Source organism: candidate division WOR-3 bacterium (assembly GCA_039801245.1).
Classification (GTDB): Bacteria; Hydrothermota; Tepidihabitantia; order Tepidihabitantales; family Tepidihabitantaceae; genus JAOABP01.
Map to the genome: position 1 here is coordinate 1 of JBDRUF010000006.1, position 20086 is coordinate 20086.

The following is a 20086-nucleotide window of genomic DNA, read 5'->3' on the forward strand; positions in this document are numbered from 1 at the left end:
CTTGCCGGCAAAGCCTGGATAGAGACCTATGCCGAATCCCTTCCTGGGTTTTACCCATCAGGAACCTGGAACTGCTCCCATAACATCTGGCTTGCCAATGCCTACCGGGCGGCAGCAGAAATTGGTCATAACGAGGCACACTGGGAGATTCATCAGTATCTCACCGACACCCTTCTGATGAGGGACACCGACCTTGACGGTGGCATTCCGGCAACCTGGACCGACCCAAATACTCAGGACCAGACCTGGGTCTCAACCTATCTTGACTTTATGGGTCTGGATGTGCTGTTTGATACGATTTATCCCAACGACCTATGCCTATATGAGTTTATTTCACCGAGCCCAAGCGGCTTCTACATTGAGGGCGATACTGTCACCCCAAAATTTCCGATAGAGAATGTCGGCTTGACCCCGGTTTCTGGTTATGTCCATTGCCGGGTTGACAGCGGTTACGAAGAACAAAGAGAGATTGCAGGATTTCCGCCCGAGGATCAAGACACCCTATCCTTCCCACCGGTAGCCCTGGAGCGCGGGGTTCGCCGGTTTTGGGCTTACTTTACCGGCGATAGTAACCCCAAAAACGATTCCATATTTGCCAATATCAAGGTCTATGGCAGATTTACCCTTTCCGGTCTTCTCCTTGACTCTGTTTCGTCAATACCAATTCTTGCCTGGGTCAAGGCATACCTTGGGAATGACACAACGGTGTGGGACTCCTGCCTGACCAATCGCTCCGGCGGATTTTCACTCAACCTGATTGACTCAACCTTCAGGGTTACGATTGAACCAGAACCGCCCTATTACCGGCGCTCTTGGACCATCCCCCTTACCGGGGACACAAACATTGTCCTCTTAACCTCACCTGCCGAGGTGATGATTGTCAATAATGATAGCCTTGAAAATTACAGCAGTTATTACACCTCAAGCCTTGACAGTCTAAATGTCTCCTGGTGCCTGTGGAAAAAGCCGAGTCAGGGTCCTGTTCCCTATGACCTGTTTGACAGACTCGAGAAAAGGACCGTTATCTGGTTCACGGGCAACACCAGGACCCAGACCGTTCCTGTTTCCGACCAGGAAAGCCTTGCCAACTTTATTCTGCGGGGCGGTAACCTGCTCTTAACCGGTCAGAACATCGCTGAGGAACTTGCTGGAACCCATTTTCTTGAAAATATCATTGGCTGCCGGTTTGACTCTTCAGGCTATAGCGGGTTTCTTGCCTTTGGCAACCGCTCAGACTCGCTTGGTCGCAATGTCATCGGCACCGCCACTGCAGGTGGTAATGGCGCCAACAATCAGACATCAAGGGACATTATCCTACCCCTTTCCAATGCAACCCTTTTTATGGTTTATGACACCGTCACCAACCTTGGCGCCGGCATCAGAAGAGAAGCCCCCTTCGGTGCCAAGGTCATTTTCCTTGGCTTTGGATTTGAGGCGGTTAACCGCCCGGCATCACGACCCCAATACTGGACCCGAACCCAACTGATGGGTTTGATGCTTGACTGGCTATTTGCCCCGACCGGCATTGCCGAAAAACCTCTAAGTGAAAGTTCGGCGCCCAGATTGACCATTTTACCGAGGGTGTTTCAAAACCATCTCTTGGTCAAAACCGCTACGCCTGTGCAAATAGCCTTATTTGACATAACCGGGAGACAGGTAGCGACCTTTTACCCTGGTTCAGGAACCGCGGTCTGGAATCTATCTTCACTACCTGCCGGTATCTACTTTGCCCGCACACCCGATTCCAAGGCTGTCTCCCTGGTCAAAGTCCGCTAAAACAGAAACCATAGGGGTTTGAGCGGTGTCTAATTAATATGGATGAAGAAAATGTGAAGTTGACTTTTAAAAACTTTTACTTAAAATATAAACGAGAATATGCAGGAAAGGTTTACTGAAAGGGTTCGTAAGGTAATGAACTATGCCCGCCAGGAGGCGGTGAGGCTTCATCACGACTATATCGGCACCGAACATATCCTTTTGGGAATAGTTAAAGAGGGGGAAGGGGTTGCGGCGGTTGTATTAACCAACCTTGGCATCAACCTTGACGACCTGCGCCGGGCGGTTGAAAATGCCGTTCCCACTGGATTTGAAACCCTGGTTTTGGGTGATGTGCCCCTGAACCAGGAGGCAAAGTCAGCGCTTAACTATGCGGTTGATGAGGCGCGGAAGATGAACCACTCCTATGTGGGAACAGAACATCTCCTCCTTGGGCTTTTGCGCGAAGAGCGAGGAGTTGCCTGCCAGGTGCTCCAATCGCTTGGTGTTGACATTGACCTTGTCCGTCAGGAGACAATCAGGCTTTTGAGTGGTGACAAAACGACCGGTGCACCCAAAGGCAGGTCAAAAACACCGGCTTTGGACTACTTCTCCCGTGACCTTACCCAGCTTGCTCGCGAGGACAAACTTGACCCCATCATCGGCAGGGAAAAGGAGATCGAGCGCATCATTCAGATTCTTGCCCGGAGAAAGAAAAACAATCCAGTCTTGATTGGCGAAGCCGGCGTAGGCAAGACCGCCATTGTTGAAGGACTCGCGCAGCGGATTGTTGCCGGTCGTGTTCCCAATGTGTTAAAGAACAAACGGGTTTTGGCGCTGGATATGGCAGCAATTGTTGCCGGCACAAAATACCGCGGTCAATTTGAGGAAAGGCTCAAGTCAATTCTCAACGAGATCCAGCACCATGGTGACTGCATCATCTTCATTGATGAGATTCACACCATTGTTGGCGCCGGTGCTGCTGAAGGTGCCATTGACGCCTCCAGCATACTGAAGCCGGCGCTGGCAAGGGGTGAAATTCAGGTCATCGGTGCTACCACGCCAGAGGAGTATCGCCGCTATATTGAAAAGCATTCTGCGCTGGAGCGTCGTTTCCAGAAGATTATGGTTGAACCGCCGACAGTTGCTGAGACGGTCCAGATTCTCCAGGGTCTGCGGGAAAAATATGAACTGCACCATAATGTTACCTATGAAGACAGCGCACTTTACGCCGCTGCCTATCTTGCTGACCGCTACATCACCGACCGCTTTTTGCCAGACAAGGCGATTGATGTTATTGACGAAGCCGGCTCAAGGGTGAAACTGATGCGTCCGGTAATCAACCCTGAACTTGACGAGATTGAACGCAAGATTGAAAAGATCACCCGTGCCAAGGAGGAGGCGGTTCGGCGCCAGGAGTTTGAGAAGGCGGCGGAGTTGCGCGATGAACAGAAGAAGTTGACTGAGTACCTTAAACGGAAGCGCAAGGAGTGGGAAAAGAAAGGCAGTTTCCCGGTGGTTACCGAAGAGGACATCGCTTATGTTGTTTCCTCCTGGACATCGGTGCCCCTTGCTAAACTTGAGGAAAAAGAGTCCACCCGGCTTTTGAGAATGGAAGAAGAACTCAAGCAGTGGATTGTCGGTCAGGACGATGCCATCACCGCTGTTGCCAAGGCGATTCGCCGCTCCCGCGCCGGTGTTAAAGACCCTCGCCGCCCGATTGGTTCATTCATCTTCCTTGGTCCAACAGGCGTCGGCAAGACCGAGCTTGCCCGTGTCCTTGCCCGTTTCCTGTTTGGTGACGAGGAGGCGCTTCTCCGCTTTGATATGTCAGAGTATATGGAGAAATTTAATGTCTCTCGCCTTGTCGGCGCGCCTCCTGGTTATGTCGGATATGAGGAAGGCGGGCAGCTGACCGAAAAGGTCAGACGGAAGCAGTATTCGGTTGTTCTGTTTGATGAAATTGAAAAAGCACACCCTGATGTCTTCAACATCCTCCTACAGATTCTTGACGATGGCCAGATTACCGACTCTTTGGGCAGAAAGGTCAACTTTAAGAATACGGTCATAATAATGACATCAAACATCGCCTCTACAGAAATCCGCGGACTTTCCGGCATCGGCTTTACCTCTACCACCCCTGAGGTCAACTATGAAAATATCCGCAACAAGGTAATGACCGAGGTCAAACGGGTATTCCGACCTGAGTTTCTCAACCGGGTGGATGAGGTAATTGTCTTCAGACCGCTGGACCGCCCCCAGATGGAGGCGATCGTCGACATCCAGCTACGGGAACTTTCCTCCCGTCTCAAGGAGAAGAAAATAACCATTCAATTAACACCCGCGGCAAAGGAACTTTTGGTTCAGGAGGGGTTTGACCCGCAGTACGGTGCCCGTCCGATAAAACGCGCCTTGCGAAGACTCCTTGAAGACCCTCTCGCTGAGGAGCTCCTCAAAGGAGGGTTTGCCAATAATCCCAACATCCTTGTTGACCGGGATGGGGAGAGGTTGATATTCAAAGAAGCGGCAACTGAAGCAGGCGCGCCGGTTCAGGAATGATGTCATTCCTCCTGGCGCTCCTGCTTACCCTTCAGATTCCAACTGATACTGGTAAAATTGTGCTCTTAAACATCTCTGCCAAAACGAAGCACACCGACGAAAATCTGGTCATCCGCACTTCCGGACTGTTAGAAAGGCAAATCTATACGCCCAGCGGTTTTCGCTCCGCGCTCGCCAGTGCCATCAGAAAAATCTATGAACTGGGTCTGTTCTCGCAAGTTCGCGCTGAAACCACTATGCTTGCTGACGGCGTCAAACTCACCTTTATCCTTGAGGAATATCCTAAACTCAAGAATGTTGGGTTTGAAGGGTATCGTCGGGTAAAGAAAAAGGACCTGCAGACAAAGGTAAAATTCAAGGAAGGGGAAATCCTTACCGCCAAAAAGATATTTGATTGGGAACAGGAAATTCTGAAATTCTACAAAGAGAAAGGTTTTCTGTTGGTTAAGCTCTCCACCAAACAAACGCCTCCTGACTCAACGGGGCAAGTAATCCTGACATTCCAGATTGACGAAGGTGACCCGGTGAGAATTCGCAATATCGAAATCTTTGGCAACGAACGATTTAGCGACCCTCAAATTGAAATTAAACTCACCAACCGCCAGAAAACCTGGTATCGGAAGGGTCTCTTGAAAGAAGAGGAGTTTATTAAAGACCTTGATCGTATTGTCGACTTCTACAAACAGCGTGGTTTCATTGATGCCAAGGTGCTTGATTACGATATGAAGTTCGACCGCGGCTGGGTTGATATTAACATTTACATAGATGAAGGGGAAAAATACTATTTCGGCAAATATCAATTCGTCGGCGATTCAGTAATCGACTCCACCCGCCTGAAAAAGATTGTCCGCTATCGCCCCGGCGGTGTCTATAACATAAAACTTGCTCAGGCAACACTGAGTGAAATTTCCGCTATTTACGCTGAAGAGGGTTATATCTATGCGCAGGTCACCCCAGTTGAAGAAATCGTTGGCGATACCGTCAACATCACCTATGAAATCAATGAAGGCTCACCCGCGCTTGTGCGTCTGGTGAAAATTGAAGGCAATCAGCAAACCTTAGATAAAGTGATTCGCCGTGAAATCAGCTCCCTTCCTGGTTATGTCTTTAAACGCTCTGAAATCCAGCGCTCCCAGCGCGATATCTTTAATCTCGGCTTCTTTGACGATGTCGCAATTGATTATCGACCGGTTGATACATTGGGTACAATTGACCTCATCTATAAGGTTAAGGAAAAAAGTTTCTTTGGCACGATTGGTGCCGGTATCACCTATTCGGCGCAGGACAAACTGACCGGCTACATTGAACTCCAGCAGCCCAACCTCTTAGGCAGGGGCTGGCGTTCCGGACTGAAACTGGAAAAGGGCGGCAAGAAGACCAACTTTGAATTGAGTTTTACTGAACCCTGGCTTTTTGACACCCCGACCTCAGCCGGTTTCGATGCCTCATATCTAACCCGTGACTATGACTACTACAACAAGCAGGAAATCGGCGGCGGTCTATCATTCTCACGCCCGCTTGCCCTTGACTATACCCGAGCCTACCTGTCTCTCAGGCTTAGCGATGGCTATGTGCCGCCCGCTTCAATCAGTTCTGGTTATAAACCCTCAAAACTGTTCAATGTCTATCGCGATACCGTCCATAAAACATCATTCTTGCCATCAGTTACCCTCACGCGCGACTCCCGTGACTACATCTACAACCCGCTCACCGGTTCTGCCATATCGTATACCCTCAACCTCTCATTCTGGGACATCCGCTTTCACCGCCATACAATTGATTTGACCCAGCATCTGCCCCTTTTCTGGAAATTTGGCATAAAAGGCAGGACGCGTTTTGGCTATATTACAGGCTTCACCGCTGCCGATACAATTCCACTTTCAGAGAGGTTTTATCCTGGTGGCACTGGTCCTGATGGTATCCGCGGCTATGGCGAACGAACTGTTGGTCCTTATGATGGCATATATCCTGTTGGTGGCACGATGCTTGCCCTGTTTTCTTTTGAATACCGCTTAAGGCTCAATCCTCAAGTGACATTTCTCGCATTTCTTGATGCCGGCAACACCTGGGACTCACCTGCGCAGTTCAGTCTTTCGGACCTGAAGCGTGGCGCCGGAATCGGTGTTCGTCTTGAAATACCTATGCTCGGTCTAATTGGCTTTGACTTCGGCTACGGATTTGACAAAGCCCGCCCGGGTTGGGAACCACACTTCCAGTTGGGCACGACCTTTTAGCCTGAATTACCGCCTGACAATTACCTTCTCGCCCTTAGGATTGCCCTGAGTAACAACGAAATAAACTCCCGCTGGCAGATGCCTGATATCATTTTTGCCCATAGTAAGCCGCATCCTCATCCTGCCAGTAATATCAACCAGTTCTGCTGATTCAGCACCGCTCAAAGTGATAAAACTATGCACCACTGCCGGGCATAAACCTTGACCGAGGTTATGAGCCGGTTGCTCGTAAACCCCTTGCGGATAGGTCTCAATCGGTCCAATCGGGTCAAGGTTGCGACCAGCCAAACCAGGATAATCAGGCGGATACCTGCGTACTTTAAAAACCGAATTTGAACCACGGGGAAGAACCTGACCCTGCTCTTGTGGACCCCTGCTTGTTACCGGATTAATATATTTCCAGACCAATCTGCCTTCTGAAGTAACCTCAAGAAATGTCCCTTTTCCGGCATCACAGATAAGGGTGTTGCCATTGGGCAAACGCTGGCACCCGGACATAAAGGGCGAATATAAACTTTCCCGGGGTGTGGCGGTATACCGCCAGACCGGTGCCTCTGGTCCGTAGGCAGAGTCCTCACCCAGATGATAAAATCCAAGAGAGTCCATCGGTGGCACAAACTCATCAACACTTGAATACATCCCCATATTCCGACCGGTTCCATTGTTAAAAACCAGCATATTACCAGCGCCGGGAAGGCCTGGTGCAATCCACTGGGCATCATGCTGGACAAAAAGGGTCTGAGGAATCGTTCCCTCCCGACGATAGGAAGCAGGGTTACCCCAGCGATAGAGCAAATCACCGCCCTTGCCATACCTGCCACCGGAATGACTTCGAGACTCTTCTATCGTTGTGCTGTGGTCAATGACCCATATTTCGGAAAGATGGCGTGAACTTATTACCACCTGGTCAAGTTCCGGGTTATAGGCGACACTGTTGCAGTGGTTCCAGTCTGATTGCGGTCCGCCAGGGGTGAAGTTGATATCAACCAATTCAGGATGCTCACGGGGGTTGCCATAATTTGCCTTGGTGGAGTCGTAATCCTGAATCAGATGGTCCCACAGATGCCACTCCCAGACAATTCCATTGTTATCCGGGTCAACCTCAACCAAATGGTCGGGCCAGAGAGCGTTTGGTATCAGTAGATTGGGGTCTCTACCTGCAGCAATTGCTTCGGAGCGTGTCTTCCGCTCCCAGGCAATCATCAGGATATTGCCATTGGGCAGCATTATTGCATCGTGATGCTGGCAAACATTATAATTTGAATAGTTGTAAGACCAGACAACATTACCATCCCAGTCAACCAGTTCAACCCTGCCGCCAAGGGCACCGAAATAATTATCAATAGCGCAGGTGCGCAAAAGCAGCCCGTTTTCACAGAGATTAACCGAAAGACCGGGGTTGTACCTTCCTGTCCAGGAGTGAACAAGCATACCATCCATATCAATCAGATAGGTAACATTATAGTATTGTGGTTGAAATAGCGTATAACCCAATTCTGTAGAGGAGGAATCCCGGTAAATGAGCCCCATTGTCCTTTGGGTATTGGATAATGCCGTGCCGCAAAATAAGGCAAGGGCAATGAAAAGATAGGACAAAGACCTGAACCTCACCGGTAGTTGCATAAACTCCTCTCTTTTACTGTTTTTTACCAACTAAGCAAACTATTGCCTCTTCCACAGAAATTATAACCTGGCAATAATTTAAGTCAACAAAGAAATTTCCAAAGCAGGGTTGAAATAAACATCCGATAAAACTGAGGAGATCAACCAACACCCTAAGGAAAAACCTGTTTCAAGACCCATATGAAAAGGGCTTGAAAAAATCTCTCGAGGGATTACCCCGGGGTTGGGGTCATCAAAAACGAAAAATATCTGTTAATGCATCTAAATACGAAACTTAACCCCGATTTTACCAAACCAATTTTGTATACCTATAGGTAGACAACCTTTGGCGTTACTTCGTTCCTTTATAGAGGATAAACCGGTAAAAATTGGCAAAAAGCCTCTTACCACTTACACCTGACCGCTCAGGATGGAACTGGACACCGTATAGGGGCAGATCAGGATGGCGAATCGCCTCAACCGGACAGGAGGAAGAAACGGCGCCAATTTGCCAGCCAATTTCCTTAATTGATTCTGGTGTAACATACTCTTGATGGCTCTCGCGCATCACCACTTTTCCATCAAAACCATTAAATATCTCCCAATCTTGCACAATCTCAATAGTCTCATCCCTTTCAATAAACCCCTCTCCCCTTTTCACCACAGCGCCAAATGAGCAGGCAAGCAACTGATGTCCAAAACATATGCCCAGTGTCGGAATCTTAATCTTTCTGATAAAACCCTTTAATTCCTCATCCGGCTCATCTTCAGAAATCATCCATTGCGAACCTGATAATACCACCGCATCAAACCCGGTGAGATTGAACCCCGGATTCCAATCCGCAAGTTTCACCTCAAAAATTTCTGAATGCGCTCCGCACATCTCCCGATAAAACTTCATTTTCGGTTCAGAGTCGCGCAGATAGCAGTCAACCAAAAGGGTCTTCAAATCTCAAAACCTGCTGATGTAGGCATAAGCCTCGTGGTGATGGATGGACTCAAAACTCTCCACCTCCACCTCATATCCGGTTATCAAAGGATGGACGTCAAGCCTTTTGGCAACATTGCGCACCACATCCTCAACAAAAGCCGGATTGTCAAAAGCCTGGGCAGTTAAATGCCTTTCATCCTCCCGCTCCAAGAGTGAATAAACCTCACTTGAACCGCACTCTTCAAGGATGTCAATCAAATCCTCAATCCAGAGAAAACCCTTGAACTCTACCACCGCCCTTATCTCTGCCCGCTGATTGTGCCCACCTTTTCCCGACATCTCCTTTGAACAGGGACAGAGCGTCGTCACCGGCACCGCGACACCTAACCGCAGCCGAAACCTATCCTTCAAACTGGCGTTGATCCAGCAGCGATAATCCATCTGCGAACGGACCCCTGAGATTGGTGCCTTCTTTTCCACAAAATAGGGAAAATCCATTTCCAGATGGGCAGAATTTGCACCCAGCCTTTCCCGCATCTCCTTGAGAATAGTTCCTATCTTATGAACATCAATCTCCCGGTGATACCGGTTGAGAATCTCCACAAACCTGCCCATAAATGTTCCCCTTTGCTCCTTGGGGAGGTCAACAAACATACTGATTGTTGCAATCGTGTGCTGCTTACGGTGCGCCTTGTCCAAAAGGACAATCGGATAGCGCAAACCCTTCACCCCAACCTTATCAATCGGCACCGCCTGTTCTGCCTGCTCTTTGCGAATGTCTCCCATTAAAAACGGCTATGCCCCTTGAAGAGGCCAGCCCAACCTTCCCTCCTTGTGCCTTTTACCTAAAGTCTCCAGCATATCCTTGACCATCGCCTTCAGGTCATAATCAGGCTGCCATCCCCATTCCTCCCTTGCTGCTGAATCATCAATTGACTCAGGCCAGGAATCGGCAATCGCCTGGCGAAAGTCGGGTTCATAGGTAACCTCAAACTCAGGGATGTGCCTCTTAATCTCGGCAGCCAACTCCTCAGCAGAAAAACTCATTGCGGTAACATTGAAGTCGCAGTGATGCCTAAGTTTCTCAATGGGTGCTTCAGCCAGCATTATGGTGGCTTTAATACAGTCGGGCATATACATCATCGGTAACCTGGTATCAGCCCGGAGAAAACACTTGTAACTCCTGAATTTTATCGCCGCATAAAAAATTTCCACCGCATAATCGGTTGTCCCGCCACCGGGCAGGGTAACATTGGAGATAATCCCAGGGTAACGCAAGCCGCGCACATCCACCCCAAACCGCCGGAAATAGTAATCGCCAAGAAGTTCGCCAGCAACTTTGGTGATTCCATACATTGTGCGCGGTTTGAGAATGGTTTCGTTTGGTGTGTTCTGCCGCGGGGTCTCCGGTCCAAAAACGGCAATGGAGCTGGGCACAATTACCCTTGCCATATTGTGCTCCCGTGCCACCTCAAGGACATTGTAAAGCCCGTTAATATTCACATCCCAGGCAAGTTGCGGATTCTTCTCACCCGCAGCCGAAAGAATTGCTGCGAGGTGAAAGATGGTATCAATGTTGTGCTTCTTGACCACCTCCTCTATCGTTTCCCGCTTGGTGACATCAATAAAATAAAACGGACCCGACTCCAAGAGCTCTTTACTCGGCTGGGTCTTTCTACCGGTGGCGATAACATTTTCGGCACCATAGCGCTGGCGCAGCGCCAGTGTCAGTTCCGAACCAATCTGCCCTACGGCGCCGGTCACAAGTATTCTCTTAATCTCTCTTGTTTTGGTCATAGAGTTACTCCTTTGATTATAATTTTAAAATAATATTCCCTTACAAGCCAAAGTCAAATGCCGAAGTGGACAAAAAGGCAAATTCCACTATAATAGAAAAAGGAAATTTAATGAGACCAATTGCATCTGGTGAGTGTAGCTCAACTTGGTTAGAGCACCTGACTGTGGCTCAGGATGTTGGGGGTTCAAGTCCCCTCACTCACCCTGAATTTGCGTCCGTAGCTCAACTGGACAGAGCGCCGGGCTTCGAACCCGTAGGCTGCGCGTTCGAGTCGCGCCGGGCGCAGGTTTAAGGAACAATTGTGCGCCCCGCTAGCTCAACCTGGCAGAGCAACGGATTCTTAATCCGTGGGTTGCAGGTTCAATTCCTGCGCGGGGTATTTTAATTTCATTAATGTACGAACTTGTTCACCTCTTACTTATTTTTACTACTCCTGTATTTGTGCGCACCCAGGAGAAAACCGCGCCCCCGAGTACAAAGACCAACAAAGTCTGGGTATTTTTCACTGATAAAGGCATCTACACTCAAGAACAGTATCAGGCAGCAGTTGCCCAACTGGAACAAACTGCAACCGCTGTTCAGTGGCAACGCCGCCAGAATGAGCAGATTAATGGCTATGATTTTGATGACCTACCGGTAAGAGAGGATTATGTCCGTCAGATTGAGGCAATGGGTGCGCGATTACGCACAGTGTCCAACTGGCTCAATGCCGCCAGTTTTGATATGCCCCCAGAAATGGTGCCAAAGGTCTACTGGCTCCCATTTGTTTATTCCATCACGCCTGTAGCGACCAGGTCTGAAACTGAGTTGGATATGACCGTCCCGATAAAACAACCCCAAGCGGCTCGGACTCTGCGCAAGGTTGACAGCGCCGATGCTCACAGATTTTATGGTGCCGCCTGGGATCAGGCACAGATGTTGGGTGTGCCGGAAATCTTCTTTCAAGGCTGGTTCGGCTCTGGGGTTAGACTTGCACTTTTTGACACCGGTCTAAAACTAAAACATACCGCCGTAAAAAACCTGAGAATAATAAAACAATACGATTTCATCTCTGGTGACAATTTCTATATCGCCCAGGGCAATTCAACACCTGAACCAATTAATACTCTCCGCTATCTTGGACTGGTTAAAGATCCGGTATTAAGCCTTAACGGTAATAATGCCATCCTTGCCTTTGTTGCTGACAGTTTCAACTACACTTACAACCTGCCGGTCCGGGCGGTATTCTATTCATTTTCTACCGACAGAGGTGCAAATTGGTCTTCCGCAATACCAATTACCATCTCTCGGCCCTATTACTACACCTATGAAAATCTTTGTATGCGTGTAAAGGATTCGGTTACCTATCTTGCCTTCACCGAAATCGATTTACACCAAGGCGCCTCCCCTACCTGTCACCTTGGTTATCTCATCAATACACAGTGGGCGAATCGGCTGACAATCGGAACTGGTAAACAGCCTTCATTAGCAACCTTTTTGGACACCCTTTATCTCGCCTATCTCAAAAACGACTCAGCCATCGTTTTTCGTAAAGCGGTAATCAATCACCCTGAACCCAACTGGCTTCTCTTCACTGAAATCAATCTCACCGAAACAATAACTGCGCCACAAATAACCGCTGGTCCAGATCGAGAGGTAAACATTTATGCCTGTGCAAAAAATTCAGGCAGAATAATCCATCTCCAATCGGATGACGGTGGCGAGAACTTTACACCCCAGGCGGACATTGTTTCCAATGGTGCTCATATGCCAAAGTTATTTTCACACACCCCAGCCGATTCCATCAAGTTTCTAATTTATCAGGACAAATCTCAATTACCATTTACCAGACTTAAAATTGCTCGTTCCTTTGACTGGGGTAGAAACTGGGATACTGGTTATACCATTGATAGCGCTCTCACAATAGGCAATTACACATTATCTTTAAACTCTAAGATAACAATCATCTATGAATCTGCCGGTATTTTACATCAATTGACCAGTACTGATCTGGGTAGAACCTGGCAGGATAATGGCATCATCGATACCACCGGTTTCTCTTATTCGCCAAACCTCAGTCCTGACAACAGTTTCTGCCTCTGGTTTAAGCGGGGCGATGATAATGTCCTCTGGGAAGAATCAGATTCCCTTAAATTTTCTCCGGAACAACCCAATCATGGCACCAGAATGGCATCAATCATTGCCGGTTACCAGCCCTATTCGCTAATGGGCATCGCCCCTGGTGTTGACCTAATTGTTGCCAAAACCGAGTTTTATAAAACCTCAAGTAGCCGGGCATATGAATACAATATGGAAGAAGACACCTATATTCAGGCCCTTGAATGGGCAGAGAGATGCGGTGCTGATGTTGTTTCTACCTCACTGGGTTATCGCGGCTGGTATCGGGATGAGGAGTTTGATGGGAGAACCGCTCCCATATCAATTGCTTGTGACCTTGCTGCAAAAAGGGGGATGCTCATCGTTACCGCGATGGGGAACCGCGACACCACCGTATACCCCTGGCCTAAACCCTATATCGTGGCACCAGGAGATGCTGAAGGGGTTATCACCTGTGGTGGGGTAGAAAGAAACCTCTTGCCCTGGCGGGGTACTGGCACTGGTCCGACTGCTGATGGCAGAATCAAACCTGACCTTGTTGCCCTTTCTGATACAGTTGCGGTTGTCGCACCTGATTCAGTAAACTTTCTTGAAGGCAGTGTGGGCACATCCTGTGCTACTGCACTCATTGCCGGTTGCTGTGCTCTCCTGAAAGAGGCGCATCCCAATTGGAGCGCCGAATCAATCAAAGCCGCACTCTTCTCAACCGCTACTTTATCGGTAAAGAGTTGCACATTCGGCTTTGGCGTCCCCCGCGTTGACTCTGCATTCAAACTCTACCATCCGGTTTCTCACCCACTTCTCAGAGACCAGATAGCTCTGATTTATCCTAATCCGTTCATTCTCGGAGAACACGAAACGCTTTATTTTGCCATCAACTTTCACCGCCCCACCCCTCAAGCATCAATTACTATCTATACGGTTAGCGGCATAAAGATTAAAACCATTGAATTAAACACTATTGGTTTGGCAATCGGAAAATACAAAGATAAAGAGACGCTCGTAAAGATGGGTGCCTTCTGGGATGGAAGAAATGAGAATAACAAACCAGTTAGTTCTGGACTCTACCTCGCTGTACTTAACACCACCTTTGGCAAATCGGTTGCCAAATTTGCCCTTATTCGCAAAGATTGATTTTAGTTTGAATCTTAATTATATTAAGTTAATTCCAGCGTAGCTCAATGGGTAGAGCATCCGGCTGTTAACCGGAGGGTCGCAGGTTCGAGCCCTGCCGCTGGAGTAAAAATAAAACTGGGCTGCCCTTTCGGGCAGCCCAGTTGATTTAGGAGGTATTTACTGAAGAAGTATCGCCTTGGCAGAAACCGACCTGCCGTCAATAGTCAGACGGTAGAAATAGGTCCCTGCAGCAACCGGTCTGCCCTGAGCATCTTTGCGGTCCCAGGTAACTGAGTAAGAACCAGGCTGGAAATCGCTGTTAACAAGCATCTTCACAAGCGAACCGGTTGCGTTGTAGACACCGAGTGCAACCCTTCCTGTTTTCGGCACGGTAAACCTCAACAGTGCACGACCCTTAGCAGGCGTTACCGCATCAATCGCATACCCTTCACCTAAATCTAACCTGTACTCCTCAATCCCGCTCATCGGAATGATACCTTCCTCAAGGTTGGTAAGATATGTAGGAGTGGTACAGTCAGAACCATAGGCAACCCAGATGGAACCGCCAACCACATTAGCCATTTCCCAGCCACGGCGGGTATTCATTGGGGTCTCGGTTCTCCAGGTATTGGAGGGGATATGATAGCGATAAACCAGGTTATCAGCAGGTGTTGAACCGGTAACAGAGCCACCAAGGACATAGATAATAGTATCCTGATATGCTACTGCCGTATGATATATCCGGGTGCCCGGCATATTCGCCTTCTGGCTCCAAGTGTTTGTCGCCGGGTTATATTCCCAGCAATCCCGAAGTTCAGCATTAGATGGGTCGGCACCACCGCACACATATACCTTGCCACCTGCTCCAACTGCCGCCGCCCAACCTCGACCCACAGGACAAGAAGCCTTTGTTGACCAAGTATTGGTTGCTGGGTCGTATTCGTAAGTGGTTCCGGTCCTGTTTTCGTTCCCGATAACATAAAGTTTATTGTTTGCTACCGCACCACAACATGCCCAAGCACCAGCAGGCATATTTGCCTTCGCAGTTACCGTCTTTGTGTCAACATCAAACTCCTCGCAGGTATTCAAGGTTGTGCTTAAAGAATCGCGTCCACCGGCGACATAAATCTTGTTACCGATTCTGCCGCCCGCACCTGCCCGCCTTGGTGTTAAAAGGGTAGGTAAACCAGAGGTAATCCAGGTATCATTCTGAATGTCATAAGCGGTGATAGTGCGCACCGAGGTGGCGTTCTGCTGTCTGCCGCCGCAGAAATAAATCGTGTCTCTTACTGCACCGGTTCCAGGACACCAGTATCTGCCTGGCGAAGGAGCGGATGTCCGGTTATACCAGACAAGGTTTGCCGACCTCACCTCGGTAGTGCCGCGCAGAGTGTCATTAGCACGGTTCTCATCACCAGAAAGGTCGGTAAACATCGTCACATTATAGGTACCGCCAACCGCAGTCCACTGGGGTGAAAATTCAACATCCGCGGTTGCACCCGGCTCAAGAGGTCCGGCATAGGTGGCACTGCGCTGGTAAACCCTGGTTCCTGCAGAATCAATCCAGCAGTAAACTGGGATATCGGATTGAGGGTTGGTGCCGAAGTTCTTTATCCTTGCCTTCGGGGTGATGCTACCGGGTTGAATAATGCTTCCTGGTGCAACAATCTGAATCACGCCAACATCATCGGCATAGCCCGTGGTAATCTGCTCATACTGGCAGGTGTCGGTAGGGGTAAATCCACCAGTAGAACCACCGTAAACCACCGCCTTGCCATCGGCATTGCCCACACCGGTGCTGCGATAAACCTTGAGAAGAACAGAGGGCGTTACTGTCCAAGTGCGTGTCCCGAAGTCAAAGTACTGGGTAGTGTCCATCAACTGCATCGCCGCGCTCACACCAGAGTGGACAAACATTGTCTGACCAACAACGCCACTCGCCGCTCCCCAAGTGGCAATCGGCATATGCGGAAAGATGGTGGTATCAACTGTCCAGGTGTTTGAAGCCGGATCGTAGAATTCAGAGTGGTTGATCACCGTGTCATTTCGGACCCCACCGGTAACCCAGATGGTATCATGATACACACAGCCCATTGCAAAAACCCGTCCCTTATTCATATCAGCAACCTGTGACCAGCCAGCACCAGGTGTATAACACCAGACATTGCGGGTGGGATTGCTCGCACCCGGCTGGTTACAGCCGCTGATGTAATAAAGTTTGCCACCACAAACCAGAACTAAAGGCTGCCAGTTATAGGTTGTACCGGTAAAAGGTCCTGGTCCACTTGTCCAGGTATTGGTGCTGATGCAGTACTTGAACAGCGTATCAACCGTTCCGCCCATCCCATAAGAATAACCCGAACAGTAATAGAGCGTATCACCGATGATGCCAGCACCACCATTGGATATGTCAAGCGGACAGGACGCTCTTGTCTCCCAGGTGGTTGAGCCAATTGCATGCCGGTAAAGGGCATTGCTTGTACCATACCCAGCAAGGACATAAACATAGTTGCCATCAGTGGCACAGGCGTTGTCCATCATTCTGCCTGGCATTTCGCTATGATACAACCAGGCATCTGTCGGAAGCGAACTGTTAACCGTTCCCCAGAAATAGTCGTTTGAGCCATAGGTGCCATAGTAGAGTTTTACCTTCTGGGGTTCACCCTGGCTCAGATCGCTCGTGGTTGCCCAGGGTCCAGCCAGTGCCAGTCCCAAGAGGCATACCAGAGTGATTACCGTTACCTTACTCTTCATTATGTCTCCTCCTCGGTCGTTTATTGCTTACCTTCTTTTTAGAGTCTATTCAACCGGACCGAACGATTGCAGACTCTTTTTTCATTATATAAATTCATTATACCCCTTTGAAAACCCAAAGTCAAGAAAATACTTAATAAATCATTCCTACCAGCCCCAATTCCCACCTTCATACTTACCTTTCATATCACACCGCGAGCAAGACCAAAATTACCCCGGGGATTGTCCCCCGGCAAAATTGATCCTCGGCTAAGTTTTGAAACTGCGATACATAACTTAATTTAACGCCTTGAGTTTTGTTTATCTTTATATACACTTAACTTCTGTCAGAAATAAAGAGCGTTTTCTTGACCTGGATAGTTTTTCATGATATTATTAAAATCTATGATAAAAAAGACCCCATTTTACCCGAGACATCTTGCTGCTGGCGGCAAGATGGTTGAGTTTGCGGGTTACCACTTGCCTTTACAGTTTCGGGGCATCATCCCTGAGCATCAAAAGGTGCGCACCGCGGTGGGTGTATTTGATGTCTCCCATATGGGCAGAATCAAAATATCGGGCAAAGATGCCCTTGCCTTTGTGAACAAGATGACAACCAACGACGCCGCTGCCCTTGCCTTAAATCAGGCCCAGTATTCGGTGATGTGCTATCCTGATGGTGGCATTGTTGATGACCTGGTCGTCTACCGGTTTGAGGATTACTTTCTTTTGGTGGTCAATGGTGCCAATAACGAAAAGGATACCAACTGGCTCAAAGAGCATCTTCAGGGGGATGTGCACTTGGAGAACATTACCGAGGAGGTGGCGCAACTGGCGGTTCAGGGACCAAAGGCGGAGCCCTGCCTCAAGAAAATCTGCTCAATTGACCTTGAACCCATCGGCTTTTACTGGGCAGCAATGGGAAAGGTTGCCGGTGTTGAATGCCTCATTTCCCGGACCGGGTATACCGGTGAAGACGGGTTTGAGCTCTACATTCCCGGGGAAAAGGCGTTAAATGTCTGGGATGCCTTGATGACCGCCGGCAATGAGTTTGGAATAGAACCGATTGGTCTTGGTGCCCGCGACACCCTGCGCCTGGAGATGAAGTACTGTCTTTATGGCAATGATATCGACCAGAACACCAATCCGCTTGAAGCCGGCTTGGGATTTGTGGTAAAACTGGAAAAACCAGGCGGGTTCATCGGTGCCGATGCCTTAAAAAAGATTGCGGAGGAAAAACCCAAGCGCCGGCTTGTCTGTCTGGAGATGAAGGACCGCGCAATTCCCCGACCCCACCAGCAGGTCTTTGCTAACGGCACTGAGGTCGGTTTTGTAACCTCCGGAACAATGTCACCATCATTGGGAAAAGGGATCGCCCTTGCCTATGTTCAGAGGAGATATGCTGCCACCGGCACCGAGGTTGAGATTCTAATCCGCAACGGTCGCTTTAAGGCGGTTGTGGTCAGTCCGCCCTTTTACAAAACTGGCTCAAGAAAGAAATAAGGAGGAGAAATGACAGAAATCCCCGCTGATTTGAGATACACCAACACCCATGAATGGGCAAGGATTGAAGGCGATATCGCCACAATTGGCATCACCGACTTTGCCCAGAAGGAGCTCTCCGATGTTGTTTATGTGGAAATTACCGCACTGGGCAAAACGGTGAAACAGAATGACCCAATTGGCTTTATTGAAGCGGTCAAGGCAACCGCAGACATCTATGCACCCTTATCCGGCGAGGTGATTGAGGCGAATTCGCAGATTAATAAGGCAGAAGGCGAGGCGCCGGCAATGGTCAACCGCGACCCTTATGGTCAAGGATGGCTCTGCCGCATCAAGTTGAGCAATCCTGAGGAAATCAACGGGTTGCTTGACCACCAGGCTTACGCCGAACTGGTGAAAAGGTCGGAGCACCATTGAACTTCACACCCCACACACCTGAAGATAAACGCCTGATGCTCGAAAAAATCGGCGTCAGAAGTATTGAGGAGCTTTTTGATACCATCCCGGATGACCTGAAACTGAAAAGAGAGCTGCAATTACCCCCTCCCCTTTCCGAACCCGAGGCTATTAGAGAACTCAACCACCTTGCCCAGTTAAACACCACCACTGATAAACTAACCTGCTTTGCCGGTGCCGGTGCCTATGACCATTACCGCCCCCAAATAATTGATGCTATTATCTCCCGTCCAGAGTTTTACACAGCTTATACACCCTATCAGGCAGAGGTCAGTCAAGGGACTTTGCAGTCAATCTATGAGTTTCAGTCGCTTGTCTGCCGGTTGTTAGAGATGGAGGTTGCCAACGCCTCAATGTATGACTGTGCCTCCGCCCTTGCCGAAACCGTTCATATGGCAAGGGACATAACCGGCAGGCAGAAAGTCATTATTAGTGAAACCGTCAACCCGGTTTATCGCGAGGTCGTCGCCACCTATGCCCATGGCTTAAATGTGCCCATTACTACTATCAAAGCCACCGATTTCCTCACCGATATCAAGAGTCTTAAAGATACTGTCAACAACCAGACCGCAGCGATAATTGTCCAAGAGCCTAACTTCTTCGGCTATCTTGAACCTATGTCAGAAATTGCCCGAATTTGCCACGATGCCGGTGCCCTCTTAATCGTTGCCGTTGACCCGATTTCCTTAGGGATAATCAATCCGCCCGGCTTTTATGATGCCGACATTGCTGTCGCTGAAGGTCAGCCGCTCGGAATTCCTCTTTCATTTGGAGGTCCATACCTTGGCATCCTCACCGCCAAAAGGAAGTACATCCGCAATATGCCGGGCAGGATTGCTGCCCGAACAGTTGATATGAACGGTCAAACCGGTTATGTCCTTGCGCTCCAGACCCGAGAGCAACACATCCGGCGAGAACGCGCCACCTCCAACATCTGCACCAATCAGGCGCTGTGTGCACTTGCTGCTGCGATTTATCTCGCCTGGATGGGCAGGGAGGGAATTAAAGAGGTAGCAAAGCAGTGTCTGGCAAAAAGCCATTACCTTGCCGACCGGATCGCCCTCATTAACAATTTCAAGGTCTATGCGGACAACCGCTTTTTCAAAGAGTTTGTCGTGGAAACACCGGTTCCTGCTCGGGAAATAATAAATGCTGGCGTCAAACATAATATCCTTGCCGGGGTTGACTTGGGCAGATTCAACCCCAACTGGCAGAAACTCCTCCTGATTGCAGTAACCGAAAAAAGGACAAAGGCTGAACTTGATAGATTTGTCCAATTTTTGCAAGAGTTTCAAAGCTAAT

At 49.1% G+C, this 20086-nt stretch carries 12 protein-coding genes and 4 tRNA genes; 11 read left to right on the forward strand and 5 right to left on the reverse strand.

The genetic code is table 11. From position 1 onward, the window contains the following. The 3 genes from ABIK47_01605 to bamA all read left to right on the forward strand — a co-directional run. On the forward strand, positions 1-1776 hold a 1776-nt coding region (locus ABIK47_01605), incomplete at its 5' end, for a T9SS type A sorting domain-containing protein (GenBank protein ID MEO0019324.1). Between the two features lie 99 nt (positions 1777-1875). Continuing rightward, a complete protein-coding gene (locus tag ABIK47_01610) occupies positions 1876-4314 on the forward strand; it encodes an ATP-dependent Clp protease ATP-binding subunit (protein MEO0019325.1) in 2439 nt (812 codons plus the stop codon). Further along, positions 4311-6548, forward strand: coding sequence for an outer membrane protein assembly factor BamA (gene bamA, locus ABIK47_01615; protein ID MEO0019326.1), 2238 nt, complete (start codon positions 4311-4313; stop codon positions 6546-6548). The genes ABIK47_01610 and bamA overlap by 4 nt, the downstream gene beginning before the upstream one ends. A gap of 6 nt (positions 6549-6554) precedes the next feature. Here bamA and ABIK47_01620 read toward each other — a convergent pair whose 3' ends face one another. The 4 genes from ABIK47_01620 to ABIK47_01635 all read right to left on the reverse strand — a co-directional run bounded on the left by ABIK47_01620 (position 6555) and on the right by ABIK47_01635 (position 10860). Beyond that, complete coding sequence (locus tag ABIK47_01620; GenBank protein MEO0019327.1) at positions 6555-8159, reverse strand: aryl-sulfate sulfotransferase; 1605 nt, start codon at positions 8157-8159, stop codon at positions 6555-6557. 343 nt (positions 8160-8502) lie between these two features. Beyond that, positions 8503-9099 carry a gamma-glutamyl-gamma-aminobutyrate hydrolase family protein gene (locus tag ABIK47_01625; protein ID MEO0019328.1) on the reverse strand — a complete coding sequence of 199 codons (597 nt, stop codon included), beginning with the start codon at positions 9097-9099 and terminating at the stop codon, positions 8503-8505. Between the two features lie 3 nt (positions 9100-9102). After that, entirely contained in the window at positions 9103-9867 is a 765-nt protein-coding gene (folE2, locus tag ABIK47_01630; protein MEO0019329.1) for a GTP cyclohydrolase FolE2, read from the reverse strand. Positions 9868-9876: 9 nt separating this feature from the next. Then, entirely contained in the window at positions 9877-10860 is a 984-nt protein-coding gene (locus ABIK47_01635) for an L-threonine 3-dehydrogenase (GenBank protein ID MEO0019330.1), read from the reverse strand. A 147-nt stretch (positions 10861-11007) separates the two neighbouring features. Here ABIK47_01635 and ABIK47_01640 point away from each other — a divergent pair. The 5 genes from ABIK47_01640 to ABIK47_01660 all read left to right on the forward strand — a co-directional run bounded on the left by ABIK47_01640 (position 11008) and on the right by ABIK47_01660 (position 14216). Further along, positions 11008-11082: transfer RNA gene (locus ABIK47_01640), tRNA-His, on the forward strand. Between the two features lie 8 nt (positions 11083-11090). Further along, positions 11091-11164: transfer RNA gene (locus tag ABIK47_01645), tRNA-Arg, on the forward strand. A gap of 20 nt (positions 11165-11184) precedes the next feature. Then, a tRNA-Lys gene (locus ABIK47_01650) sits at positions 11185-11258 on the forward strand. Positions 11259-11272: 14 nt separating this feature from the next. Next, a complete protein-coding gene (locus tag ABIK47_01655) occupies positions 11273-14110 on the forward strand; it encodes a S8 family peptidase (protein MEO0019331.1) in 2838 nt (945 codons plus the stop codon). A gap of 33 nt (positions 14111-14143) precedes the next feature. Further along, positions 14144-14216: transfer RNA gene (locus tag ABIK47_01660), tRNA-Asn, on the forward strand. A 53-nt stretch (positions 14217-14269) separates the two neighbouring features. Here ABIK47_01660 and ABIK47_01665 read toward each other — a convergent pair. Beyond that, positions 14270-16846: a kelch repeat-containing protein gene (locus ABIK47_01665; GenBank protein MEO0019332.1), complete on the reverse strand. Its 2577-nt coding sequence runs from the start codon at positions 16844-16846 to the stop codon at positions 14270-14272. 384 nt (positions 16847-17230) lie between these two features. Between ABIK47_01665 and gcvT the strand changes: the two genes are divergently transcribed. From gcvT to gcvPA, 3 genes are read left to right on the forward strand one after another with little or no spacing between them, the layout of a single operon-like run. Then, a complete protein-coding gene (gene gcvT, locus ABIK47_01670) occupies positions 17231-18328 on the forward strand; it encodes a glycine cleavage system aminomethyltransferase GcvT (GenBank protein ID MEO0019333.1) in 1098 nt (365 codons plus the stop codon). Positions 18329-18337: 9 nt separating this feature from the next. Beyond that, positions 18338-18745 carry a glycine cleavage system protein GcvH gene (gene gcvH, locus ABIK47_01675; protein ID MEO0019334.1) on the forward strand — a complete coding sequence of 136 codons (408 nt, stop codon included), beginning with the start codon at positions 18338-18340 and terminating at the stop codon, positions 18743-18745. Beyond that, on the forward strand, positions 18742-20085 hold the full coding sequence (gene gcvPA / locus ABIK47_01680; GenBank protein ID MEO0019335.1) for an aminomethyl-transferring glycine dehydrogenase subunit GcvPA: 1344 nt from the start codon (positions 18742-18744) through the stop codon (positions 20083-20085). The genes gcvH and gcvPA overlap by 4 nt, the downstream gene beginning before the upstream one ends. Position 20086: the final 1 nt, after the last annotated feature.

Excerpts from the sequence above, each read along its gene's own strand:
- gcvH (MEO0019334.1), top strand. The coding sequence starts at position 18,338 with ATGACAGAAATCCCCGCTGATTTGAGATACACCAACACCCATGAATGG.
- ABIK47_01665 (MEO0019332.1), bottom strand. The coding sequence starts at position 16,846 with ATGAAGAGTAAGGTAACGGTAATCACTCTGGTATGCCTCTTGGGACTG.
- ABIK47_01655 (MEO0019331.1), top strand. The coding sequence starts at position 11,273 with ATGTACGAACTTGTTCACCTCTTACTTATTTTTACTACTCCTGTATTT.
- folE2 (MEO0019329.1), bottom strand. The coding sequence starts at position 9,867 with ATGGGAGACATTCGCAAAGAGCAGGCAGAACAGGCGGTGCCGATTGAT.
- bamA (MEO0019326.1), top strand. The coding sequence starts at position 4,311 with ATGATGTCATTCCTCCTGGCGCTCCTGCTTACCCTTCAGATTCCAACT.
- ABIK47_01610 (MEO0019325.1), top strand. The coding sequence starts at position 1,876 with ATGCAGGAAAGGTTTACTGAAAGGGTTCGTAAGGTAATGAACTATGCC.
- gcvT (MEO0019333.1), top strand. The coding sequence starts at position 17,231 with ATGATAAAAAAGACCCCATTTTACCCGAGACATCTTGCTGCTGGCGGC.